Source organism: Arthrobacter sp. zg-Y1116 (assembly GCF_024385485.1).
Taxonomy (GTDB): domain Bacteria; phylum Actinomycetota; class Actinomycetes; order Actinomycetales; family Micrococcaceae; genus Arthrobacter_B.
The window spans coordinates 14,633-38,076 of the sequence record NZ_JANFLR010000004.1 but is presented as its reverse complement, the minus strand read 5'-3'; the positions used below and the strand labels follow the sequence as shown (position 1 = coordinate 38,076).

The following is a 23,444-nucleotide window of genomic DNA, read 5'->3' as shown; positions in this document are numbered from 1 at the left end:
AGAACGCCGATCCCAGACTACCCCTTTAGTGATAAAGCACACAGTTCTATCGTTTGTAGAAAATGCCCGGCCTGAGTTATGAAAACGTCCCCGCTCAGCTCTCTTTGGTGAGCGGCGCGTAACGCAGCAGCAGGCGTTTTTCGCCGACGTCGAATTTCACCTTCGCCACCGTCTTGTCCCCTGCGCCTTCCACCGCCAGCACAGTGCCGGAGCCGAAGGAGGTGTGGTTGACCCTGTCGCCTGCCGACACGGACACCACTTCCTTCTGCGGCTGCACGCGCCCGATGGCCTTGGCTACGGGCGAGTTGGCGGTGCTGCCGCCGGTGCCGCTCGCCGCTCCGGCGCCCCAGGAGGATCCGCCGTAGCGGCTCGAGGTGATGCTGCCGCCGCCGCCCCAGGTGGGACGGTCCATGCCCTCGCGCTTCCACTCAATCAGCTCGGGCGGCACTTCACCCACAAACTGGCTGGCCGGGTTGTACTGGCTCTGGCCCCACATGCTGCGGACCTCGGACCGGGTCAGGTACAGGCGCTGCCGTGCCCGGGTCAGTCCCACGTAGGCCAGCCGCCGTTCCTCGGCCAGTTCGGCCGGGTCAGTGGCCGAACGCTGGTGCGGGAACAGGCCCTGCTCCATGCCGGTGAGGAAGACCACCGGGAATTCCAGCCCCTTGGCGGTGTGCAGGGTCATCAGGGTCACCACACCCTGGCGGCGGGATTCCTCGACGGCGGCCGCGACTTCCTCCGCCGAGCCCCCGGGGGCATCGGGGATGGAATCGGCGTCTGCCACCAGGGAGACCTGCTCCAGGAACTCGCCGAGCGAACCCTCTGGATTGTCCCGCTCATATTCACGGACCACTGCCACCAGTTCGGCCAGGTTCTCCACCCGGGATTCGTCCTGCGGGTCGTTGCTGGAGCGCAGCTGGGCGAGGTAGCCGGTCTGTTCGAGCACGGCTTCCAGGGCGGCGGACGCGCCGGATCCGCTCGCCACCTCGGCGAGGTCGTCGATCAGCTTGACGAAGCCGTTAATGGAATTGAGTGACCGGGTGGCCAGGCCCGGAGCCTCCTCGGCACGCCGCAGGGCTGCCATGAAGGAGATCCGCTCGCGTTCGGCCAGCGCGGCCACGGAGTACTCGGCACGGTCGCCGATGCCCCGCTTGGGTTCGTTGAGGATCCTGCGCAGGTTTACGACGTCGTCCGAGTTCACCAGCACGCGCAGGTAGGCCAGCGCGTCCTTGATTTCCTTGCGTTCGTAGAACCGGGTGCCGCCGACCACCTTGTAAGGCAGGCCCACCCGCACCAGGACGTCTTCCAAGGAGCGGGACTGGGCATTGGTGCGGTAGAAGACGGCGACGTCGCCGGGGCGCAGGTTTTCCTCGTCCTGCAGGCGGTCGATCTCCTCCGCGATGAAGCGGGCTTCCTCGTGCTCGTTTTCGCCCACGTAGCCGATGATCTTTTCGCCGTCGCCCTCCGCGGTCCACAGCCGTTTTTCGGGGCGGTTGGGGTTCCGGGAGATGACTGCGTTGGCGGCGTTGAGGATGGTCTGCGTGGAGCGGTAGTTCTGCTCGAGCAGGATGGTCCGCGCGCTCGGGTAGTCCTTTTCGAAGTCATTGATGTTGCGGACATCGGCGCCGCGGAAGGCGTAAATGGACTGGTCGGAGTCGCCCACCACGGTGAGTTCGGCCGGCGGTACGTCCAGCGTCTCGTCGTCGCTGCCCACCAGTTCGCGGACCAGGGCGTACTGCGCGTGGTTGGTGTCCTGGTACTCGTCCACCAGGATGTGCCGGAAGCGCCGCCGGTAGTACTCGGCGACACCGGGGAACGCGCGGAACATAAACACGGTCTGCGCGATCAGGTCGTCGAAGTCCATGGCGTTGGCCTGGCGCATCCGCTGCGCGTAACCCTTGTAGACGTCTGCGACGGCCTGCTCGAAGGGATCGGAGTAGTTGGCCGATTCCGCATAGGACTCTTCGTCAATGAGTTCGTTCTTCAGGGCGGAGATCTTGTTCATGATCGACTTGGGCGTGAAGCGCTTCGGGTCCAGGTCCAGCCCCTTGGCCACCAGCGTGATCAGGCGCAGCGAATCCGCCGAGTCGTAGATGGAGAAGTTCGAGTTCATCCCCACGGTCTTGGCTTCCCGGCGCAGGATCCGCACGCACGAGGAATGGAAGGTGGAGATCCACATGGTCTTCGCGACGCCGCCCACCAGGTTTTCGATCCGCTCGCGCATTTCAGCGGCGGCCTTGTTGGTGAAGGTGATGGCGAGGATCTGGCCCGGGTTGGACCGCCCGGTGGCGAGCAGGTAGGCGATCCGGTGGCTGAGCACACGGGTCTTGCCCGAGCCGGCGCCGGCCACGATCAGCAGCGGGGAACCGGCATGCTTCACCGCTTCCTCCTGCTGGGGATTCAACCCCTGCAGCAGGTCCGCGGCCCGGCTTTCATCCGCGTAGGAGGAGCCCCTTCGCTCGGTGCCGGAATGCGGCGCCTTTGCGGCAGGCGCCGGTTCAGCTTTGCGGGGTGCGGGAAAGAGTGGATCAAAGAGATAGTCCATGATGGCTTTAAGTCTAGGCGCTGCGGCCGACATTCCGGTGAGCGTCCAAACCGTCCGCTCCGGCGGGAGCGTCCCGGGCCGAACCGGTCAGCCGGAGGTGAGGGCTGCGTGGATCTCGCGGACGGCGGTGGCGGTGCCGGCAATGTGCCAGCGGAAGCCGTGGACTTCGACGACGGCGGTGCTGCCGCCGGCGGCTCGGACTATGGCCTTGCCCGGCAGCCAGTCCCATTCCGGGCAGCTGTGCTGGAACCAGGCGCCGGACTGGCCGGTGGCTACGCGGGCCAGGTCGCAGGAGCCGGACCCCATCATCCGGATGGTTGCGGCCCGAGAGGCCGCCGCAGTCCAGGGACCGGTCACCTCGGGGCGCAGCAGCCAGGTGGGGTGGATATAGGTTCCCGCGGACAGGCGGTCCAGCGGTTCGTCGTCGGGTGGAACAATAACGGATCCGTTGAGCATGGCCGGGAACCCCTTCCCGCCGATCCACAGCCGGTCTTCCTGCGGCTGGTAGATGGCGCCGAGCAGGACATCCGGATCTCCGGGAGAGTCGTGCGGACCGGGTTCGGACCGGAGGGCGATGGCCGAGCACCAGTACGTGGACCCGGCGAAGAAGTTGTAGGTTCCGTCCACCGGGTCGATGACCCAGGACCGGCCGGAGGTGCCCTGGTGGCTGGCGCCCTCCTCCCCCACAATCCCGTCGTCCGGACGCAGCTGCCGCAGCCGGTTTACCACCAGGGCTTCGGCCTCGCGGTCCGCGGCGGTTACGACGTCGGACACCGAGGTCTTCTCGCTGGCGGTCAGCCCTTCCGAGCGCATGCGCAGGGCAAGCTGCGCGGCCTCCTGCACCAGCTCGGCGGCGAGGTCGAAGTCTTCGGGGGATGCAACGGCACTCATAGCCCCCAGCGTAGCCGTCCGCCGCCGCTCCGGACAGGCGCACACGGGGCGGCTCATCCTGGTGCGGGGCCGGTGCGGCCATACTGTATCTATGGGAAAAACCGCCGCGCAGCGCGCCGCCAAACACGGACTCCAAGCCGGACAGCCCCGCCCGGGCGGCCCGGGACCAGCAGGTATGCCCGCCGGGCCGCAGGGCAAGAGCAGTCCGGGGCTGCTTGTCATTGCGGGCGTGGTGGCAACGCTGTTCCTGTTCTGGTACCTGCACCTCATGGTGCCGGGCCAGTTGTCCCAGCTGGCGGACGGCCTGTCCATGCCCGATTCCATGGTGTTCGGCTACGGCGAAGACCATCTGGCCGCCCTGCGCAGCGCCATGGACGAGGAGGCGCTGGGCCGGCTCAGTTACGTGCACAAGACGGCCGGGACGCTCTTTCCGCTGATCTTCGGCCTGACCTGGCTATTGATCATCGGACTGAACACCCAGCGCCGGGCGTTGCGCTGGGTGCTCTTCAGTGCGCCGATCCTCTTTGTGGTGGCCGACCTATGGGAGAACATTGCCATTGACAATGCCCTCGGTGCGGTCGAACTATCGAGCGGAGATGCCGCCCTGGCCGGCACGCTGACCGTCGCCCGCTGGATCCTGCTGGGGCTCAGCCTCGTGGCGTCCGTGGTGTCCGTCTTTACCCGCGGGGTTGGACGGCCACCAGAACTTGTCGCCGAGGACAAAGGTTAGGGCCGGGACCACGACGGTCCGCACCAGCAGCGTGTCGAACAGGACGCCGATGGCCACGATGATGCCCACCTGGGTCAGGGTCACCAGCGGCAGGACGCCGAGGACCGCAAAGACGGCCGCCAGCAGGATGCCGGCGCTGGTGATCACGCCGCCGGTGGAGCGCAGTGCCGCCAGCATCCCCTGCTTGGTGCCCATGGTCGCTGCGTTCTCCCGGGCGCGGGTGGTCAGGAAGATGTTGTAGTCCACACCCAGGGCCACCAGGAACAGGAACGAGTAGAGCAGTGTCTGCACGTCCATGGCCGGGAAATCCAGCACGTTCTCGAACAGCAACCAGCTGAGACCGGTTGCGGCCAGGAACGTCAGCAGCACGGAGGCAACCAGCAGCACCGGCGCCACCAGGGAACGCAGCAGGATCATCAGCACAAGGAACACCAGGGCGATCACGGAGGTGCCCACCAGGACGGTGTCGTGCTGGTTCGCTGCCAGCTGGTCCACCCGTTCGGCCGCCTCGCCGCCTACCAGTGCCTCATAGTCCTCACCGGCCAGGTCGTTCCGCAGGTCGGTGATGAAGGTGTTGGCTTCGTCGGTGCCGGCCTCGTATCCGGTGACCAGTTCCACCCGGGTACGTCCGTCATGCTCGGTGCCGGGGGTGGCTGCGGTGACGCCTTCGATGCCCGAGAGCTGCGCGACGGCGTCATCCGCTGAATCGGTATCCACCAGGACGGTGACCGGTGAGGATGAGCCGGCCGGGAAACCTTCGGAAAGCGTCTCCGCGGCGGTGACCGCCTGAGGCTTGTCCCGGAACTGCTCGTTTTCGCTCAGGCCGATCTGCAGGGTGAACAGGGCGCTGCCCAGGGCCAGCAGTACCAGGACGGCAGTGCCGGCAATGGTCTTGGGCCGGCGTGCGGTGGCTTCACCGAGGCGGCCCCAGAACTTGCCTTCCTTGGCCGGGTCCCCGACCTTGGGCACAAAGGGCCAGAACAGTTTGCGCCCCAGCAGCACCAGGGCCACCGGCAGCAGGAACAATGCGCTGAAGATGGCCAGGACAATGCCGATGGCTGCCGAGAACCCGAGGCCGCGGTAGCTCTGGGTATCGGCGAACAGCAGGGTGAGCAGGGCCAGGATGACGGTGCCGCCGCTGGCAATGATCGCTTCGCGGGTACGGGTCAGGGCTTTGCGCATGGCCTCGTACACCGAGTCGTGGACGCGCAGCTCCTCCCGGTACCGGGCAATGAGCAGCAGGGCATAGTTCGTGGCGGCACCGAAGACCAGGACGCTGGTAATGCCTACGGCGGACGGATCCACGGTGATTCCCGTGGCCGGGGCCAGCAGGTCCACTACCTTGGCTGCCAGCTGTTCGATGGCGCCGACAATCGCCAGCGGCACGATCCAGAGCCACGGGGAACGGTAGGTGATCAAAAGCAGCACGGCGACGACGCCGGCGGTGACGGTCAGGAGCACAAAGTTGGCGCCGGAGAACACTCCGGCCAGATCGGCGCTGAACGCCGCCCCGCCGGTCAGCTCTGCCTTAACGCCCTCCGGGGCGGCATCGGAAACGGCCGTCCGGAGCTCTTCGACCTCGGCAGAGACGGCGTCGCCGTCGTCGGCGGCTGCCTGCAGCGTCAGCGGAACAATTGCGACCAGCCGGTTCTCGGAAACCACCGGCGGAACCTGCGGCGGCGGGCCCGAGGCCCCGACCTCCGTGGCGGCTGCGTTGATCCCGGCGATGCCGGCAGTATCCGCGTCCGTCAGCGGACCGCCGTCCTCGCGGGAAACCACCACAATGGCGGAGGATTCCTGCGCGTCAGGGAACTCCTGGAGCAGATCGGCGACCTGTGCGGACTGGTACTTGTCATTCAGTCCGCCCACGTCGGTGGCGTCGTTTTCCTGTGCCGGCAGGGCGAACAGGCCGATGATGACGGCCACCCCGATCAGCAGCGTGACCCACGCCGTCTTGGCGTTCTTCACTATCCCTGCATACATGCGCTTCTCCAAGCCGTCTAAAGTATCTCTGTTCGAAAGTATCTTAGATATAGAGATACTTCAATTCCCAGTTACTATTAGTTTGTGGAGGACAAAGAGCTACGGCGGGATATCGTCGACGCGCTCCGCGGCATGAGCCTGGATGGACAGCGTGTCGCGGACGCTTTCGCGCACTCGAACGGCCTGAATGCCACCGACATGCGTGCCTTGGTGCTCATCATGGAGGCCGAGATGCGGCATGAGGCCCTAACCGCCGGGCAGCTCAGCGCCCGGCTGGGCACCTCCTCCGGAGCCACCACAGCGGTGATCGACCGGCTGGAGCGCATCGGGCACATTCACCGCAACCGCAGCCATGCGGACAGGCGGAAGGTCACCCTGCACTTCGAACCCCTGGCAATGCAGCTTGCCGGCGCCTACTTCGGCCCCCTGGGCGCCCTCACCGACGAGGTCATGTCACGGTACACGGACACTGAGCTGCGCACCATCCTGGGCTTTATGCAGGCCATCCGCGACGCCTATGACCGACACATTAACGACCGGCAGTCCGACGGCGCCGCCGCCCCCGTCACCGGCGGCGCTCCGAACGGGCTGCAACCACCCAGCGTGAGAAACGGGTAAGCTGGAACCGCCCGCCGGGAAGCCCGGCGGTCCGCCCTCGTAGCTCAGTAGGATAGAGCGGCCCTCTCCTAAAGGGCAGGTCGTCGGTTCGATTCCGGCCGGGGGCACATTTTTCTTTAACGGCCGCGGAGGCGGCCGACGGTGGCGGGTCACGCGGAGCTGTTCCAGCAGCGGGAACAGCAGGCCGGTGCGGGCCGCTCCGGCCCTGGCACCACACTCCTGGTGGAAGGGATCGTATCCGTCGAGAGGTGCTGTTACTCGTTGGGCGCCCTATCAGTCCATATGCCGAAGGACACCCCACATGAATCTTGGAACGTTGCGAACCAGCGGTCATCGCCGCCGAGGTCGGTTCTGCTTCGTTCGACTTGGCCGCCAAGCTCTCTGACTCGTGAGAGGAAGCCTTCGAGGTCATCAGTTTCGAAATAGACCCGGGTTCCGGCCGTAGGCGCTGTCCCTTCGGTTGCACGCTGAAGACCGCCAATTCCCGACCCGCCACTTCTGATGATCCAGCAGCTCGCATCGAGCTCTGAATCCTCGAAGGCGGGGGCGAACGTCCAACCTTGGAGATCGCAATGGAACGACATGAACTTCTCGGGGGCTTCGGTCTCGACTTCCCACCAGACGACGTTCATAAGGGCATGCTAGCGGACGGCCAGCGGCCTTGGTGCCGAGGCCCGCTTCAGCCCGCACCCCGCGTACTGGACCGAGTGGGCTCACGGTGCTCAGCCCGCGCTTCCCGGTCCAGACGAGGACTATGACCGACCGGCTGCCGTTCGCGCCTATTTAACGGCGCCGGCCGTGAGCCCGCCGATCAGGCGCTTCTCGATAACCGCGAACAGGATAATCACCGGCACAATCGCCACGATCGAAACGCCAAACACGTATTGCCAGCTGGTGGCGTACTGGCCGATGAATTTCGTCAGCGCCACGGACAGCGGCTGGTTCTCCGCCGTGGACATGATGACCAGACTCGCCGCGAACTCATTCCAGGACGAAACGAAGGTGAAGATCACTGCCGTAACGATCCCCGGCCAGACCAGCGGCAGATTGATCCGGAAAAGCACCTTGAGCCGCCCCGCGCCGTCGATCTGCGCCGCCTCGTCAATCTCGCGGGGAACTGCGGCAAAGAAACTGTGCATGATCCACAACGCGAAGGAAAGATTGAAAGCCGCATTGATCAGGATCATGGCGAGCCAAGTGTCGTTGAGGTCCAGCCACAGCATCTGGCGGAAAAGCCCCGCGGTCAGCACCGCCGGCTGCAGCATCTGGGTCACGATCACCAGGAACAGGAAGACCATCCGGCCGGGGAAGCGGAACCGGGCCGTGTAATAGGCCGCCGGCGTGGCCACCAGCAGCACCAAAAGGGTGGCAAACACGGCAATGATGATGGTCGAAACCAAGTTGTAGCCCAGGGGCGTTTCCGGCGTGTCCCACATGGACTGGTAGTTGCCGAACTGCAGGCCCTCCTGCGGAAGATACTCAGGCGGAACAGACAGGATTTCCGGGCGGGTCTTCAACGAGCCGACGAGCATCACCAGATAGGGCGCCAGGAACAGCAGGGCGATAACGGCACCGGCAGCGGTACGTCCCCACATCCGCCGGGCACTGACATTATCCGCATACCGGCGGGGGCGTGCGGATGCCGGAACAGCAGTGCGGATAGGGGCCGGGGCAGCGATGGCCAATTCATGCCTCCTTCATCGGTTTGACGATCTTCACGTACGCGGCCACGATCACCAGCACGACGGCGAAGTTCACCACGCTGAGCGCGCTCGCCACGTCCAGGCGCCGGTCAAACTGAAGCACTTTGAAGATGTACGTCATCAGGGTGTCCGCGCTGTAGCCGGGAATGGATCCCGTCACGATCCGCAGGATCGGGAGGTTATTGAAGACATTGATGATGTTGATCAGCACGGCGACTGCGAGCGCGCCGCGCAGCTGGGGCAGCACCACGCTGAAGTAAGTGCGTACCGGTCCGGCGCCGTCCATTTTCGCTGCTTCAAGGGCATCCCCGGGAATGGCCTGCATCCCGGCGAGCAAGGTGTAGGTGGTGAACGGAAGGGACACGAACACCCCCACCGCGATGGCCGCGCCGAGGGCGGTGGCAACATTCTTGGTGAAACCGTAGGAGGCGTCCAGCAGCCCGACGTCGACCATGAACTTGTTGATGATCCCGTAGTCCCGGTCCAGCCCGTAGTAAAACACCGTCGTGGTCATGACTACGCTGGCTGCCCAAGGGACCACAACCGCCATCCGGACGAGCGTTCGGCCCGGGAACGGCTTGTTGAGGAAGTTCGCCAGGGCCAGTGAAATGACCACGGTCAGGGCAACCACAACCGTTACCCACACGACAGTGTTGAGGAGGACCCGGGGCAGGTTGGGATCCTCGAACACCGTCCGGAAATTTGCCAGCCCTACGCCTTCCACGTTCGTACCGGCCTGGCTGATGCGGCGGGTGGAGCTGTAGATCATGTAGCCGGCGGGAAAGATCACCACGCCGAACACGAGGACCAGCACCGGCCCGATCCATGGCAGGGCCGCCCATCCACTTTCACTGTTCCGAAGCTTCTGCCGGCGCACCCCCGGGTGGCGGACTGTACTCATAGGCTCAAACCGTTCTGGACCGGGAGGGGCCGCATCGGTGGACACGGCCCCTCGGGACGGGTGTCAGGCTGCGTCGGCCTTGGACTGGATCTGCTCCAGTACTGTCTGTGCGTCCTGGTCCTCCAGCTGGCCCATAAGGGACTTGAACGCTCCGTCGGTCGCGTTCCAGGCGGGGTTGGTGGTCGGATAGAACTCGGCGGTCGGCAGCATGTCCAGGAACGGCTTCAAGCTTTCGTCCGAGCCCATCGCCTCGGATCCGCTCTTAGTGGTGGGCAGGAAACCTTCAGTCTCCACCCAGTCCACGTAGTTGTCTTCGGTGTAGAAGAAGTCCATAAACGCCTTGATGGCCTCCTGCTTGTCTTCATCGTTCTTGAAAGCCATCAAGCGGTCCGCGACCCCGAGGGTGGAAGGTTCGCCGCTGTTGGTGGGGACGCTGGCAATCCCGTAGTTCAGGTCCGGGTTCTCTTCCTCAATCTGGCCAACGGTCTGCGGCAAGGCGTAGACCATCCCGATCTGCCCCTGTGCGAAGACGTTGATCATCGGAGTGCGCTGGGTGGCGCCCGGATCCGGCTGGGTGACGCCGTCGGAGATCATTTTCTTCATGAACTCTGCTGCCTCGAGGTTCTCGGGCGTGTTCACCGCGATCTCCGACTCGTCCCCGAAACCGCCGCCGTTGCCGGCGAACCAGATGAGGCTTTCGCCCTGCGCCTCTTCCGAGCCGAGCGGCATTCCGTACCCGGGAACACCGGTGGCCGAAATCTCCTGGGCTGCTGCATGGAGCTCGTCCCAGGTGGTGGGAGGGGCCTGGATGCCTGCAGCATCGAACAGATCCTGGTTGTAGAACAGGGCACGCACCGAAGCGATCAGCGGCAAGCCGTACTGGGTACCGTCGAGCATCTCGTTTTCTGCGAACGACTCCTGGAAGTCGGCGATGGTCTCCTCCGAGGCCACCTCGTTCGCCGGATAGAGCAGCCCCTCATCCGCAAAAGCAGAAAATGCGCCGCCGTTGTAAATGTCGGGTGCCTCTCCGGCCTGGATTTTCGTCTGCAGCACCGATTCCAGGTTTTCCCAGGACTCCACCTGCAGGTTCACGCTGATGTCCTCGTTGGCTGCTTCGAAATCTTCGATGACCCCTTCCCAAAGGGCCTTGGTGCCGTCGGAATAGCTGGGAACAAGCAGGTCCAGGGTAGTAGCCCCGCCTTCCTCGCCCGAGTCCCCGCTGCCCCCGAAACCGCAGGAAGACACCGTGAGCGCTCCCGCCGCGGCTAGGGCCATCATGCCGGTTCGAAAGTTGCTCTTCATTGGATCCTCTTTCAGACAGTCACGGCCGGGCCGCGAATCCGAGCCACGACGCCGGGGCCGTCAGACGGCCTGAGCACCCTTGGCTGATGATGGAACTTGATAGCAAAACGCGTTATTCGATCAGCGAACATCAGTTGAGGGAAGATACTGGCCTTCCTACCCCCGCCCGTCAAGGGGTTAGCCGCAGCACGTGCTCGGATCTTGGCCTGATTGGTTCTGATCTATAGACAGCAACTTCAATCAGAGCCCATCATTGACCAACTTTCGTCCAACGGGGAGGAACTCCGATGACCCTCACCTCCACACGTGCGCTAATGGACCGTGCTGCTGCGGCTGGAACGGGCCTCGGGAGCTTAAACGTGCTGCATCCGGACCATGCCGATGATGAAGAGCTGGTCTGCGAAGCGGTCCGGCTGTCATCCCTCTTCTACCGGGCCGAGCCTACGGACCTAGGCTGAAACCGATGGAGAAGACCGAGCGGCTCAACGCGATCCTCGACCTCCTTGCCGCCCGCGGGCACGTGCAGGTTGAGGAGATAGTAGTGTCGCTCAAAGTGTCCCCGGCTACTGCCCGGCGGGACTTGGACAGCCTCGCTGCCCAGCGGCTCTTGAGCCGGACCCGTGGCGGGGCAACCATGGAAGCAGTGGCCTATGACCTGCCCACGCGCTACTCGCGCGACGAGCATACCGCTGAAAAGCAGGCCATAGCCCGGGCTGCGTCCGCCTTGGTGCCCAAGGGCGCCGTGATCGGCTTGTGCGGGGGAACCACCAGCACCGCCATCGCCCAGGCGCTGGGCATGCGGCGGGATCTCATGGAACCGTCAAACCGGCCAACCCTTACCGTGGTCACGAACGCCATCAACATCGCTGTCCAGCTGGTCGTCCGCCCCAATATCCGGGTCATGGTGACCGGCGGGGTCGTGAATCCGCGCTCTTATGAACTGGTTGGGCCCTACACCGACGTCATCCTGCAGCGTGTGGCGCTGGATCTCGCGTTTGTCGGGGTCAACGGCCTGGATGCCGAGGTGGGTCCGACGGTCAGCGACGAAGGGGAAGCAGCCGTGAACTCGCTGATGTCCCGGAGGGCCTCGGAAACCTACGTCGTCGCCGATTCCTCGAAAATCGGAAACCGGAGCTTTGCCACGCTCAGCGGATACGTCTTTAGCAACCTGATCACGGACAGCGGTATCTCCGACAGCGACAAGGCTGCCTTCGAGAGCCGCGGCACCCGGGTCCTCGTAGCACCAGTGGAAAGCAACATCAGCTAGCTATCAGGACAGGTCCGCGGAGTTCCGTTCCTCGTCCCGGGCCACGGCGAACTGGGTGTTGTACAGCTCCGCGTAGCGTCCGTCCCGCGCCAGCAGTTCCGCGTGCGTTCCCTGTTCCGCAATCCGGCCGCCCTCGATAACCAGGATCCGGTCGGCATTGCGGATGGTGGAGAGCCGGTGCGCAATCACGACGGCGGTCCGCCCCTGCAGCGCTTCGCCCAGGGCGGCCTGCACAGCGGCCTCGGACGTGGAATCCAAAGCGGCGGTGGCCTCGTCCAGGATCACGATCCGCGGCTGGGCCAGCAGCAGCCGCGCGATGGTCATCCGCTGGCGCTCCCCGCCGGAAAGCCGGTAGCCGCGCTCCCCCACCATCGTTTCCAGCCCGTCCGGCAGGGACCGCACCATGTCCTCCAGCCGCGCCCGGCGCAGCGCATCCCAGACTTCCTCTTCACTGGCTTCGGGGTTGGCCAGCAGCAGGTTGGCCCGGATGGTCTCGTGGAACAGGTGCCCGTCCTGAGTTACCATGCCCAGCGCCTGCCGGATGCCGGCGAAACTCACGTCCCGCACATCCGTACCGGAGAAGCGCACGGCACCCGAATCGACGTCGTACAGCCGAGCCAACAGCTGCGCAATGGTCGATTTGCCCGCTCCCGAGGTTCCAACCAGGGCGACCGTCTGCCCCGGTTCAACGCGGAAGGACACTCCGTGCAGGACTTCCTCTCCGCCGCGGGTGTCCAGGACCGCCACCTCTTCCAGCGACGCGAGGGATACTTTCTCCGCGGTGGGATAGGCAAACCGGACGTCGTCGAACTCCACGCTCAGCGGTCCGGCCGGCACCGGCGCCGGGGATTCCTTCTCACGGATCAAGGGACGAAGGTCCAGGATTTCGAAGACCCGCTCGAAGCTCACTACCGCGCTCATGATCTCCACGCGGGCGTTGGCCAGGGAGGTCAGCGGCGCATACAGCCGGGTCAGCAGCAGCGCCAGGGTCACGACGTCGCCCGTGTTCAGGTTGCCCTGCAGCGCCAGGTAACCGCCCAGCCCGTAGACCAGGGCCAGGGCCAGTGCGGATACCAGGGTCAGGGCCGTCACGAAGACGGCCTGCATCATTGCCATCTTCACGCCGATGTCCCGCACCCGGGAGGCACGAAGCGCGAATTCGCTCGACTCGGCGTCGGGCCGTCCGAACAGTTTGACCAGGGTGGCACCGGGTGCGGAGAACCGCTCGGTCATCTGCGTACCCATGGACGCGTTGTGGTTGGCAGCCTCCCGGCGGAGCGCGGCGAGCCGGCCGCCCATCCGCCGTGCCGGCAGCAAGAATACCGGCAGCAGCAACATGGCCAGTACGGTCACCTGCCAAGAGGTTCCGAGCATCACGATGAGGGTCAGCACCAGGGCGACGACGTTGCTCACCACACCGGAAAGGGTCCCGCTGAAGGCCTGCTGGGCGCCGATGACGTCATTGTTGAGCCGGCTGACCAGCGCACCCGTGCGCGTGCGCGTAAAGAAGGCAATGGGCATCTTCTGGACGTGGTCGAACACCGCGGTGCGCAGGTCCAGGATGACGCTTTCCCCGATGCGCGAGGAAAACCAGCGCGTGGCAAGGGAAACTGCCGCGTCCGCCACCGCGACGGCGGCAATCAGCAGGGCAAGCCGGATCACCACGGCCGGTGCCGTGCCGGCCACAATGGAGTTGACCACCTGCCCGGCCAGGACCGGGGTCGCCACGGCCAGGAACGCGCCCACCACGGACAGCAGAACGAAGCCCAGGAGCCGCGTCCGATAGGGAGCGGCAAAGCGGACAATCCGCTTCAGGGTTTCCCGTGAAATCTTGCCGTCAACGCCCTTGGCGCGGGAGATCTGCATCAGCGAACCCCACGCTGCGCCTTCCATGCTCATGTCTGTTCCTCCGATATCCGCACGTTCCAGCTTAAACCCGTCCGGAGTCCGATCCCTGCCGATCGCTAGTGGCTGAAACCGCAGCGGAATCCGTTCCGGGGACGCAGTGAATCAAGTCACAAGTTTGGCTCCGGGCGCTGGTACACTTCGAATCGCTGCCCCTGGAGCTGAACCGGGCACAGACGAAAGGCCGTAATGCCCCCGGCACTCAAACCCTTCGCCGCCCCCACGGGCGACGCCTCTTCGGAGGGCAACACTCACGGCGCACAGCCGCGCCCCACGGCGCTGGTTGCCGTTGAACAACCCGAGGTCTTCTCCGTCGTGGCCGGAATCCTCGCCGCTGCGGGCTTGGATACAGTCCCCGTGGTGGACCTGGACGAGGCCATGGAAGCTGCACGCGCCGGCTCCCCGGTGTTGGCGGTGGTGGATTCCACGATCCGCCAAGTCGTCGGAATGGACATGCTCAAGCGCCTCCGGCACGAACCGGCCATGACCAAGCTGCCGGTCATCCTCGTGGCAGGCGAAGCCGGGCTGGACATGGAATTGATGGTCGACCTGGGCATCGCCGACTTCGTGGCCAGCCCGGTGGACCCCGAGGACCTGGCACGCCGGATCAACCTCATCCTGGCCACCGCCCGGGCGCGCAGGGACCGGCGGGCGGCCACGTCGCGGCTGCGGGAGGACACACGCCGTATTTCCGCCGCCATCCGGGCCACTAATGATCCGCAGCAAATGGCCGAGGTAGTGGTTCACGGACTCGGAGCCACCTTCGAAGCGGACCATGTACTGCTGGTGACTTTCCCGGATGAGCGCGTTCCGGAACTGGCACTGGCGTGGAGCCGCGAGGAAACCTCCGGAGGCATTCCCTCGCTGAACGCACATACCGCGGGCGAGCTGGCCGAAATGCTCTGGGAGCGGGGCCGGGGAATGGCCGTGGAAGACCATGGCCAGCCCGCCGATGAGCCGGTACCGATAAGCGCGGAATCCCGGGCTGCCGGGCTGCGCACCTCCGTGATTGTGCCGCTCGGCCACGGGGACAAGGCTTTCGGGCTGCTCTGGCTTGCCGGCGAGGGTGCCCCGCGGGACTGGACGAGCACGGAGATCTCCCTGATCCAGCATGTCAGCGGCAACCTGGCGCACGGCCTCGTGCAGGGCAACCTCATTACCGCTCAGCGGATGGTACTCAAACGCCAACGGGACCTGGACCAGGCGAAGACTGATTTCGTGGCCACGGTCAACCACGAGCTGCGGACACCGCTGACCTCGATCACGGGCTACCTGGACCTCATCCTGGACGGCTCTGGCGGAGACATCCCGGACGACGTCGCGCAGATGCTCAAAATCGTTGGCCGCAACGCCGTTCGGCTCAACCAGCTGATCAGCGATCTGCTGACCATCTCCCGGCAGGATGCGGACGAGATCAACCTCGAGGTGGAGGAAGTGGACCTGGAAGAACTCCTGCGCGCCGTTGCCGCCTCACTGGCACCGGCCGCCGGGGCCAGCAGCCTGGACCTGCGGTTGGATCTGGGTACCGACCCCTTGCTGGTTGACGGAGACCGCGCCCAGCTGGAGCAGGTCTTCACCAATCTCTGCTCCAACGCCGTGAAGTTCACGCCGGCCGGCGGAACCGTGCAGATCAGTGCCGCCCTGGTCCAGCCGGACGGCGCCGGCCCCGGCGTGCGGGTACAGATCCGCGACACCGGAATCGGCATCCCGGAAGGGGACCTGCCCAACCTGTTCCGGCGTTTCTTCCGTGCCTCCAACGCCACCTCCGCTGCCATCCCCGGTACCGGCCTGGGGCTGGCCATCGTCCAGGACATCGTGCTTCAGCACGGCGGCGAACTGGGGATTGCTTCCAAGGTGGGCGAGGGCACCACGGCAACGGTCCAGCTTCCAGCCGCCCGCTAGGGTCGGGACAGCCCCGGCTAGACCGGCGCGGGGGCCGCAGCCAGGATCCGTTCCGGCGCGGAATAGCAGTTCAGGGACGTACCGCGGCTGAATCCGATCAGCGTCAGGCCGGCGTCCTTGGCCAGATCCACGGAAAGCGCGGACGGTGCGCTGACGGCGGCAAGTACCGGAATACCCGCCAGCTGGGCCTTTTGGACCAGCTCGAAGGACGCCCGTCCGGATACCTGCAGCACCATGCCGCGCAGCGGAAGCATCCCGGCACGCAGTGCCCACCCCACCACCTTGTCCACCGCATTGTGCCGGCCAACGTCCTCGCGCAGGCACAACAGCTCGCCGTCGGCGTTGAAAAGACCCGCCGCATGGACGCCCCCGGTCCGGTCGAAGACTTTCTGGCCTTCGCGCAGCCGATCCGGCAGGGCAGCCAGCATGTCCAGCGGGAGACGCACGCCGTCGGAGGACGGATCGAAGTGCGAGGACTTACGGACCGCCTCGATGGAAGCCGTTCCGCAGATGCCGCAGGAGCTGGACGTATAGACGTGCCGTTCCATCCCGGTGTCAGGGAGCGGGGTACCGGGCCGGAGCTGGACATCCACCACATTGAAGGTCTGCTTGCCTTCGTCATCCACTCCGGCGCAGTACCGCAGGCTGATGAGCTGGGCCGGATCCCAGATCACCCCTTCCGAGACCAGGAATCCGGCCACCAGGTCAAAGTCATCGCCGGGGGTCCGCATGGTGACGGTGAAGGACTTACCCATCACCCGGATTTCCAGCGGTTCTTCCCCCGCCAATACGTCATCCCGCCGGCTGACGTTCCCGTCCAACCGGAAGCGTGTGACCCGCCCTCGCTGGGTAACCCGTCCCATGGTGTCTCCCTGTCTTTAGTGCATTGACTCTGGCTCCGGGTGGCCGGGGGTCCCCGGGTCGTCCCGCTCCGGCTTTACCGGTGTGCGGGCTTATCCGGACGGTGCGCGGTTGACCTGCCACGGCAGGGGCAGCGCCATCACAGCCTGGTCCCTGATGCAGCCCTCCGGCGGCACCACCATAACGGCGTCCGCCTCGGCCAGTCCGCGGAGCATTCCGGAGCGGAAATACGGCGACGGCATGGCCCGGTCTTCCTGGATGCTGCAGGGAACCAGCCGGGTCCGTCCGGGCAATGGTTCCAGATCCACGCCGGCCAGGACATGCCGTTCACGGGAAATCGGTGCCCCGCGGAGTCCGTCCAGCAGCGGTTGGACGATGGTGAAGACCGCCATCATCGCGGCCAGCGGGTTGCCGGGCAGCGCTACCAGCAGGCGGCCGTCCTGCAACCGGGCCAGCATGGTGGGATGGCCCGGACGCATCGCGATTCCGTCAATGAGGAGTTCAGCCTCGACCTCTTCCAAGGCCCGGCGCAGGTGATCCGCGTCGGAACGTCCGGTGCCGCCGGTAGTGACAAGGACGTCGCCGGAAGACATTGCGATGGAGAGTTCGTCCGTGGCTTCGCTGCTCAGCGCCGCCACCACGTCCTCCAGCCGGTCCGGCAGGCGGCGGACGACGTCGATGCGTCCGCCCAGCATCGTGATCAGCTGCGGCAGCTGGGGTCCGAAGGTGTCCCGGACCTGTCCGGGCTCGGGCAGGCCGGCTTCGATGACTTCGTCCCCGGTCAGCAGCAGGGACACGCGCGGGGAACGCAGCACCGGCAGGGTGTCATGTCCGCACACGGCAGCCAGTGCAATATGGGCCGGGTTAAGCATCTTGCCCGCAGGGATGGTGGTCTCCCCCGCTGCCGCCTCTTCTCCGGCCGGGCGGATATGTTCGCCGGCGCGCGGTTCGGATTCCTTGGCGCGGTCGCTGAGCGTCAGCTGCGGCGGCGTTGTGGCCGACACCCTGCCGCTTTCGGAGCGCAAGACGGCTTCGGCGCCTTCGGGGATAAGCCCGCCGGTGAGGATTTCCACGGCCTCGCCCGGCTGGAGCGCGCGGCGTCCCGATTCGCGGTGGATCTGCCAGCGTTCCACCTCGGGTTCCTCATGGGTCATGACAGTCCACGGCGGCGGCCCGGCAACAACCCATCCGTCCATCGCGGCGGAGGCGTAATGCGGCACCGGTTGCAGGGCAGTGGTTTCGAGGGCCAGGATCCGGCCGAGTGCCTCGTCCAAAGGCACCGTCTCATACGGCAGCGGACGGGCCGCTGCGTAGGCGGCGTGGCGGGCCTGCGCCCAGGACGCATTGGGCTGGGCCGGCAGGATAACGGGTGCGGGATGTTCGCTCATTGGGCGTCTCCTTCCGTTGCGGCGTTCCGGCACTGTTCCGTGGCTACGGCCATGGCCGAACGCATGGCGACGACGTCGTCGGCCTGGCCGCTGCCGGCGGCGAGGCCAGCCGCGTACCCGACAATGAAGGTGGTCAGCGGGGCGGCAGGCCGCACCACGCTGTGCGCAGCGGCTGCAGCCAGATCGAGGACAGCGGAGACATCCACCGGTGTGCCCTCGAGTTCCAGTGCCTGCAGCAGCCTGCCGCTCCACGCCTCGAGTTGTTCCTGCTGGCTTGCCATTCGTGCTCCTTCGTTTCGCTTGGGGACCGCCCGGTGCTACGGCAGGTCCCCGGCGCTCACACCCAGGGTTTGTGCATCGTTCCAGGTGTCAACATCGGCTGTACTCGTCGGGGGAACATCAACACCCCTCCATTGCACCCTAGCAAGCAACGCCTTCATCGACTTGTTCGCTAGACCCTCCGCGGCCAGGGAAGCCACAGCGGCGCGCAGGTCAGCGGTGCGGTACAGCGCTGCCAACGGCTGGCGGTTGCCGCTGGAGTCCACTGCCAGCAGGCTCTCGGCGGGCGGCACAGCGGCTGCATCCAGCAGGGCCCGGACGGCGGAGGCGATCTGCGGCATATCGCAGGCCAGGACCATCGTCCAGGGGCTTCGGCCCCGGTCCTTGAGGCCGCCCTCATTGAGGCTGCCGCTGCTCTCGAGGGCGGCGAGGGCGGCGACGGCGGCTCCGACCGCTGCTGCGGGGCCGGCGTAGGCCGGCTCCTCCCGGACCAGCAGGGGCGTCCCCGCGGACCCGGCCAGCTCTATTGAGCTCAGCAGGTTCGACAGTTCCGGCGGCCCCGCGACGGCGATGTTGCGTGCATCCGGCACTGCGGCAAGGGTGGTTTCCAACAGGGTGCTGTCCCCGGCCAGGAGCAGCGCCTTGGGTGTGCCTCCAAGGCGCGTGGAACGGCCGCCGGCCAGGACGACTGCATCATACGGAGCGGTAGCGGACATCAGGCAGCCGTGTCATTCTGCAGGAACGGGTCCCACTGCGGTGAGGGACGTTCAAGTTCACGGATCTGCCAGCGCGCACCCCGGGGCGCCTTGGGAGAAACCCGCAGCTCCCAGCCAAGTTGCGCCAGTGTCCTGTCCCCTTTGGTGTTATTGCAGCGCAGGCAGCAGGCAACCAGGTTCTCCCAGCTGTCATCGCCGCCGCGGGACCGCGGGACCACGTGGTCCACGGTAGCCGCCGCCTTCCCGCAATAGGCGCATTCATGGTTATCCCGGCGCAGGACGCCCCGCCGGGTGGCTACGGTGCCCTCCCGGTAGGGAATCTTCACGTACCGGTGGAGCAGGATCACCGAAGGTCTGGGGAGGATTTCGTTGGGGCCGACCACCGGCTCGCCGCTTTCCGCCACCACACTCGCCTTTCCATTCAGGACCAGCACCAAGGCGCGGCGGAAGGTGATCACGGCCAACGGTTCATATCCAGCATTCAGAACGAGAGTGCGCATGCACATACCTCTTCGCCTGCCGCCCGCGAACCGGTGAGTACAAGACACCGCTCCGCCAACGGCACATCGGATTGTCTATGCAAGAGTAGAACGCGATCGCGTTCTTGGCCATTTATGCCGGTGGTACAGGGGTCCGCTCCCTGCCCACGGCACCCCGCCTGCCTCCGCGCCCGGACTGCGGCTTAACAAGGCAAGGCCCCTCCCGAAGGAGGGGCCTTGCCAAGATGCTGTACCGGGAGCTGCCTAGCCGCCTACGCGGATGTAGACGCCGCCGGAGCCAAGCTCGGCCGGAGCTACAACGGTGGATCCACCGTTGAAACCGCCGTGCACTGCCTGTCCGCCGCCCACATACACGGCGATGTGGGCCATGCCCATCCCGCCGTCTGCGTAGTAGATAAGGTCACCGGGGATGGCCTCAGCTGCACTCACCGTCCGTCCAAGGGTGAGGTAGCTTGCAGGCCAGCCGTGGTGATTGATTCCGGCCGCGGCCAGTGCATTGGTAACCAACCGGGTGCAGTCCTGGCCGATGCCCAGCTGCGCGTAGGCAGCGGCTGCGATGGTGGATGCCACGCCGGAAGGGGCGCTCTGCGCCGGTGCCGGTGTGCTGAGGGTTGTGGCCTGGACAGCAGGCACCGTGTTGGCAGGAGCACGCGTGCCGGCAGCAACGGCTGCCGGTTTCGCAGCCGCAACGGCAGCAGGCGCCTCGGCAACCGGGGCTGCCGGTTCCGCCACGGGTGCCGGAGTGGTGCCCGCAATGCTGTCGCGTTCGAACGAAACCGTCGCGTTTTCGGAGACCTGGAGGATCTTGACCGAGGAAAGATCCAGGGTGCTCGTCTGGACGTCACGCATGGTGTCTGCCCCGGACGCATTGGCCGCGACGCCGGTGGTCAGTACCAGCCCGGAGGCTGCCGCAATCACGGCGGCCTGGCGGCCCACCGTTCCGGCGTTGGCACTGACGGCGCCGGCAAGCGCGTTCAGCGTAGTGGTGCGTTCCACCGGCGCCCGGTGGCGGGCGCGCTCAATTGTCGAGGTCATGATTATCTCCGCGTCTCGAATTCCGGGTTAGCTGACGCGGACGAAGCTGACGCCGCCCAGGTCCGAGAGGCTGTGCAGGCCGGTGTTCATGCCGTTGAGTCCGCCGCTGATGACCTGGCCGTTGCCTACGTAGATCGCGACGTGGCCGCCGTTGATCACAAGGTCGCCGGGAGCCGGGCTGGAAACTACGGAACCGAACTGGAAGAACTGGCCGGGGGCCAGGTCGCCGACGGACTTGCCGACGGAGCGCAGTGCCTTCTCGACCATGGCGGTGCAATCCTGTGCCACACCGATCTGGCCGTAGGCGGAAGCAACCAGGCCGGCTGCGACGTTGCCGGAAACCGGAGCTTCGACCGGAGCCGACATGGAGGAAGCTGCCATTACGGCGGGGCCGGAGGCTGCCGGGGCGGCGGTGCGGGCAGCTGCGGCATTCTTGGTGGCTGCTGCCTGGGTTGCTGCTGCGGCCTGCGAGGCTGCGAGCTCTTCTGCTGCCTGGGCTGCTGCCTCTTCTGCTGCAACCTGTGCGCGGTATTCGGCGCCGGAGGTGGAGCTGGGGGCAACCAGGGGAAGCTCGAACGGTGCGTTGGCGGGAGCGGTAACGCTGCCGGCCACGATGTTCAGGGGGGTTGCTGCGAGTGCCTGGCGGTCCGTGCTTACGGAAGCCTGTGCAGGAAGTCCGGCAGCCAGCACGAGGCCGGATGCTGCAACTACGACGGCGGCCTGGCGGCCTACGTTTCCGGCGTTGCTGCTGACTGCCTTGGAAAGTGCAGTGATCGGGTTGGTCTGTACGGTGGCAGCGCGACGGCGGCCATGAGCGTTTGATGACACAAGTTTGCCTCTCCCAATTGCCTACGAGGTGAGCTGTCGGATTCGGATGGGAGTCACCCGGTTGCCCGGCCAATGGCCTTTTGCAACTTAACCCCAAGGGTTTCTTTCGAAACCCGAAATTGGTTCCCCCGCCTCTGCCATGCGATTCTGCGAACGGACTTCAAACAGTGGCAGAGCTAGGCGATCTGTTCGAAGGTGCCCCACCTTTGGCGAATCGGGCACGAGGATGAGCGTACAGCAACATTTGAGGTATGTCACGTTCCGATCACGAAACGATATTCAACTGGTTACAACCAATTGATTTAAGTGCTTACAACCAATTCAGCGGGTCCACTACTTCGCCGTTAACCATGACCTCGAAATGCAGGTGGCAACCCGTTGAGGAACCGGTTGTGCCGCTCGCACCGACCAGGAATCCGCGCTCGACTTCAGTGCCCACGGTGACGGCAATATTGGAAAGGTGGTTGTACGTGGTCTGGACTCCGTTGCCGTGATCTACCACCACGCGGTTGCCACCGCCGTAGGGATGCCAGCCGGCGAAGACCACGGTGCCGGATGCCGCAGCGTTGACCGCTGTACCGCAGGCGGCGGCGAAGTCCTGTCCGTTATGCATCTCGCCGTGCTCCCCGGTAATGGGGCTGACCCGGTGGCCGAACCCGGAGGTCTGCACCAAAGAGGCGTCCAGCGGCGTGGACAGCGTGCCCTTGGCCGCGGCAGGGACCGCATGCGAGCCGGCGGCAACCGTAATGGAGGCCAGCTTGGCGTCCGGGTCGTATTTGCTGCTCAGCCCGGCCCGGGCGAATCCGATGTCGGCATTCGGGTCGGCCGAGACGGGTGCGTCGACCGCCACCGGCTCGAGCTGGACCGGATCGTCCGCTGCCGCATGCGTGGGCATGGCAGCCGTGAGGATCAGGCCCGACGTGGCAGCGGTAATAGCCACCTTCTGGGCGGCACCGCCCACGGACACGGACTTTGTTTCGGCGCGCCGGCGGCCTGACGGTGAGGCGTTGCGCGGGCGCACAGGTGCATTAGGAGCTGACGCGCGGCGTCGGCCCGAAGCAGCATGCTTCGACAAGTTTTTCCCTCTCATGGATCGCCTGCGAAGTTAGCTGTCGGATTCGAGTAGAGAAACTCGGCCTTTCCGGAAAAGGCGGGCCTCACCTGCAACTATGCAGGAAATGCCGCCGGCTTCCGAAAGGCTTCACCCCAAGGCAGCAATGCTGCCGGAAAGTGGGTCCTCCGCCCCTGCCTGGACGAGTTTAGTGCTCCGGTCCGCTGGCAGGGCTCGGCGGACGGACCGGATAACGATGGTGTTTCAGCGTCGGAACTCACTATAGGGTAAATGTCACAAAAGTGACCATTCCGTTACCCAACGGGAGAAACAAAGACGTGGGAGGCCACTTCCGTAGGCAGTTCCAAGGCACCCTCGATGCCGGGAACACGAACGGAGATATAACCGCCGACAACTTCTGCCGTTATCTGCGCTCCGGGCCGCAATCCCGCTTCGTCCAGCTGGGTCAGCAGTTCTGGTTCCACCTGGATGGGTTCCGCCAGCCGGACCAGCCGAAGCTTGGTCCCCGGCTCGGCCGTCGCGACGGTGGACACCAGGTCGACGACGCCGGCGATGAACACTTCCGCCGCCACCCCGCCGATCCCCTCGAGGCCGGGAATGGGATTGCCGTAGGGCGATTCCGTGGGGCGGCCCAGCAGCTCATACAGGCGCCGTTCCACACGCTCGCTCATCACGTGTTCCCAGCGGCAGGCTTCGTCATGGACGTAGGCCCAGTCAAGTCCGATGACGTCCGCAAGGAGCCGTTCGGCCAGGCGGTGCTTGCGCATGACCTCGGTGGCCCGGCGCCGGCCCAGTTCCGTCAGTTCCAGCCGACGCGTCCCGGCAACCACCACGAGCCCGTCACGTTCCATTCGCCCGATGGTCTGGGAAACCGTGGGCCCGGAGTGGCGCAGCCGTTCGGCAATGCGTGCACGGAGGGCAACGATGTTCTCTTCTTCCAGTTCCAGGATGGTCCTGAGATACATCTCAGTGGTGTCAATGAGATCCGTCATGACGGGCCGCTCCTAGCAAGGGAGGA

Annotated in this window: 21 protein-coding genes, 1 tRNA gene, 1 pseudogene and 2 riboswitches; of the genes and pseudogenes, 6 read left to right on the top strand and 17 right to left on the bottom strand. The window is 65.5% G+C overall.

Annotated features, from left to right (window positions below):
* Positions 1 to 94 precede the first annotated feature (94 nt).
* Positions 95 to 2,545, bottom strand: a complete 2,451-nt coding sequence (gene pcrA, locus NNX34_RS11705) for a DNA helicase PcrA (protein ID WP_255766708.1) — start codon at positions 2,543 to 2,545, stop codon at positions 95 to 97.
* A gap of 87 nt (positions 2,546 to 2,632) precedes the next feature.
* Positions 2,633 to 3,436, bottom strand: a complete 804-nt coding sequence (locus NNX34_RS11700) for an inositol monophosphatase family protein (protein WP_255766707.1) — start codon at positions 3,434 to 3,436, stop codon at positions 2,633 to 2,635.
* Between the two features lie 91 nt (positions 3,437 to 3,527).
* Here NNX34_RS11700 and NNX34_RS11695 point away from each other — a divergent pair, with 91 nt between their 5' ends.
* Positions 3,528 to 4,166, top strand: a complete 639-nt coding sequence (locus NNX34_RS11695; protein WP_255766706.1) for a hypothetical protein — start codon at positions 3,528 to 3,530, stop codon at positions 4,164 to 4,166.
* Positions 4,167 to 4,187: 21 nt separating this feature from the next.
* On the opposite strand, the pseudogene NNX34_RS11690 reads toward NNX34_RS11695, so the two are convergent.
* Positions 4,188 to 6,149: pseudogene (locus NNX34_RS11690) on the bottom strand (MMPL family transporter); the annotation flags it as partial.
* An 84-nt stretch (positions 6,150 to 6,233) separates the two neighbouring features.
* Here NNX34_RS11690 and NNX34_RS11685 point away from each other — a divergent pair.
* Both NNX34_RS11685 and NNX34_RS11680 read left to right on the top strand, forming a co-directional pair.
* Positions 6,234 to 6,767, top strand: a complete 534-nt coding sequence (locus NNX34_RS11685; RefSeq protein ID WP_255766705.1) for a MarR family transcriptional regulator — start codon at positions 6,234 to 6,236, stop codon at positions 6,765 to 6,767.
* 33 nt (positions 6,768 to 6,800) lie between these two features.
* Positions 6,801 to 6,874, top strand: a tRNA-Arg gene (locus NNX34_RS11680).
* Positions 6,875 to 7,021: 147 nt separating this feature from the next.
* Here NNX34_RS11680 and NNX34_RS11675 read toward each other — a convergent pair.
* The 4 genes from NNX34_RS11675 to NNX34_RS11660 form a co-directional block, all read right to left on the bottom strand.
* Positions 7,022 to 7,399 (bottom strand): VOC family protein, encoded by a 378-nt coding sequence (locus tag NNX34_RS11675; protein ID WP_255766704.1) that lies wholly within the window; start codon positions 7,397 to 7,399, stop codon positions 7,022 to 7,024.
* Positions 7,400 to 7,546: 147 nt separating this feature from the next.
* Positions 7,547 to 8,452, bottom strand: a complete 906-nt coding sequence (locus NNX34_RS11670) for a carbohydrate ABC transporter permease (RefSeq protein WP_255766703.1) — start codon at positions 8,450 to 8,452, stop codon at positions 7,547 to 7,549.
* Between the two features lies 1 nt (position 8,453).
* Positions 8,454 to 9,371, bottom strand: coding sequence for a carbohydrate ABC transporter permease (locus tag NNX34_RS11665; RefSeq protein ID WP_255766702.1), 918 nt, complete (start codon positions 9,369 to 9,371; stop codon positions 8,454 to 8,456).
* Positions 9,372 to 9,434: 63 nt separating this feature from the next.
* Positions 9,435 to 10,673, bottom strand: a complete 1,239-nt coding sequence (locus NNX34_RS11660; protein WP_255766700.1) for an extracellular solute-binding protein — start codon at positions 10,671 to 10,673, stop codon at positions 9,435 to 9,437.
* A gap of 287 nt (positions 10,674 to 10,960) precedes the next feature.
* Here NNX34_RS11660 and NNX34_RS11655 point away from each other — a divergent pair, with 287 nt between their 5' ends.
* Positions 10,961 to 11,131, top strand: a complete 171-nt coding sequence (locus tag NNX34_RS11655) for a hypothetical protein (protein WP_255766699.1) — start codon at positions 10,961 to 10,963, stop codon at positions 11,129 to 11,131.
* A 5-nt stretch (positions 11,132 to 11,136) separates the two neighbouring features.
* Positions 11,137 to 11,940 (top strand): DeoR/GlpR family DNA-binding transcription regulator, encoded by an 804-nt coding sequence (locus NNX34_RS11650; protein WP_255766698.1) that lies wholly within the window; start codon positions 11,137 to 11,139, stop codon positions 11,938 to 11,940.
* A 3-nt stretch (positions 11,941 to 11,943) separates the two neighbouring features.
* Here NNX34_RS11650 and NNX34_RS11645 read toward each other — a convergent pair whose 3' ends face one another.
* Entirely contained in the window at positions 11,944 to 13,839 is a 1,896-nt protein-coding gene (locus NNX34_RS11645) for an ABC transporter ATP-binding protein (protein WP_255766697.1), read from the bottom strand.
* Positions 13,840 to 14,034: 195 nt separating this feature from the next.
* Between NNX34_RS11645 and NNX34_RS11640 the strand changes: the two genes are divergently transcribed.
* A complete protein-coding gene (locus NNX34_RS11640; RefSeq protein WP_255766696.1) occupies positions 14,035 to 15,747 on the top strand; it encodes an ATP-binding protein in 1,713 nt (570 codons plus the stop codon).
* A 17-nt stretch (positions 15,748 to 15,764) separates the two neighbouring features.
* Here the strand turns inward: NNX34_RS11640 and fdhD are convergent, their stop codons facing one another.
* The 9 genes from fdhD to NNX34_RS11595 all read right to left on the bottom strand — a co-directional run bounded on the left by fdhD (position 15,765) and on the right by NNX34_RS11595 (position 23,418).
* Positions 15,765 to 16,610, bottom strand: a complete 846-nt coding sequence (gene fdhD, locus NNX34_RS11635) for a formate dehydrogenase accessory sulfurtransferase FdhD (RefSeq protein WP_255766695.1) — start codon at positions 16,608 to 16,610, stop codon at positions 15,765 to 15,767.
* Positions 16,611 to 16,700: 90 nt separating this feature from the next.
* The gene (locus tag NNX34_RS11630) at positions 16,701 to 17,996 is read right to left on the bottom strand and encodes a molybdopterin molybdotransferase MoeA (RefSeq protein WP_255766693.1); all 1,296 of its coding nucleotides are present in this window, start codon (positions 17,994 to 17,996) and stop codon (positions 16,701 to 16,703) included.
* A complete protein-coding gene (locus tag NNX34_RS11625) occupies positions 17,993 to 18,277 on the bottom strand; it encodes a DUF6457 domain-containing protein (RefSeq protein WP_255766692.1) in 285 nt (94 codons plus the stop codon). The genes NNX34_RS11630 and NNX34_RS11625 overlap by 4 nt, the downstream gene beginning before the upstream one ends.
* A gap of 36 nt (positions 18,278 to 18,313) precedes the next feature.
* The gene (locus tag NNX34_RS11620) at positions 18,314 to 18,991 is read right to left on the bottom strand and encodes a molybdenum cofactor guanylyltransferase (RefSeq protein WP_255766691.1); all 678 of its coding nucleotides are present in this window, start codon (positions 18,989 to 18,991) and stop codon (positions 18,314 to 18,316) included.
* Positions 18,991 to 19,491: an HNH endonuclease gene (locus tag NNX34_RS11615; protein WP_255766689.1), complete on the bottom strand. Its 501-nt coding sequence runs from the start codon at positions 19,489 to 19,491 to the stop codon at positions 18,991 to 18,993. Before NNX34_RS11615 ends, NNX34_RS11620 begins: the two co-directional genes overlap by 1 nt.
* A 243-nt stretch (positions 19,492 to 19,734) precedes the next feature.
* The gene (locus NNX34_RS11610) at positions 19,735 to 20,526 is read right to left on the bottom strand and encodes an NlpC/P60 family protein (RefSeq protein WP_255766688.1); all 792 of its coding nucleotides are present in this window, start codon (positions 20,524 to 20,526) and stop codon (positions 19,735 to 19,737) included.
* A gap of 27 nt (positions 20,527 to 20,553) precedes the next feature.
* Complete coding sequence (locus NNX34_RS16160; protein WP_255766687.1) at positions 20,554 to 21,354, bottom strand: NlpC/P60 family protein; 801 nt, start codon at positions 21,352 to 21,354, stop codon at positions 20,554 to 20,556.
* A gap of 3 nt (positions 21,355 to 21,357) precedes the next feature.
* Positions 21,358 to 21,516, bottom strand: a riboswitch (cyclic di-AMP (ydaO/yuaA leader).
* A 148-nt stretch (positions 21,517 to 21,664) separates the two neighbouring features.
* Entirely contained in the window at positions 21,665 to 22,321 is a 657-nt protein-coding gene (locus NNX34_RS11600) for a M23 family metallopeptidase (RefSeq protein WP_255766686.1), read from the bottom strand.
* A 111-nt stretch (positions 22,322 to 22,432) separates the two neighbouring features.
* Positions 22,433 to 22,629, bottom strand: a riboswitch (cyclic di-AMP (ydaO/yuaA leader).
* A 90-nt stretch (positions 22,630 to 22,719) separates the two neighbouring features.
* Positions 22,720 to 23,418, bottom strand: coding sequence for a metal-dependent transcriptional regulator (locus NNX34_RS11595; RefSeq protein WP_255766685.1), 699 nt, complete (start codon positions 23,416 to 23,418; stop codon positions 22,720 to 22,722).
* Positions 23,419 to 23,444 lie beyond the last annotated feature (26 nt).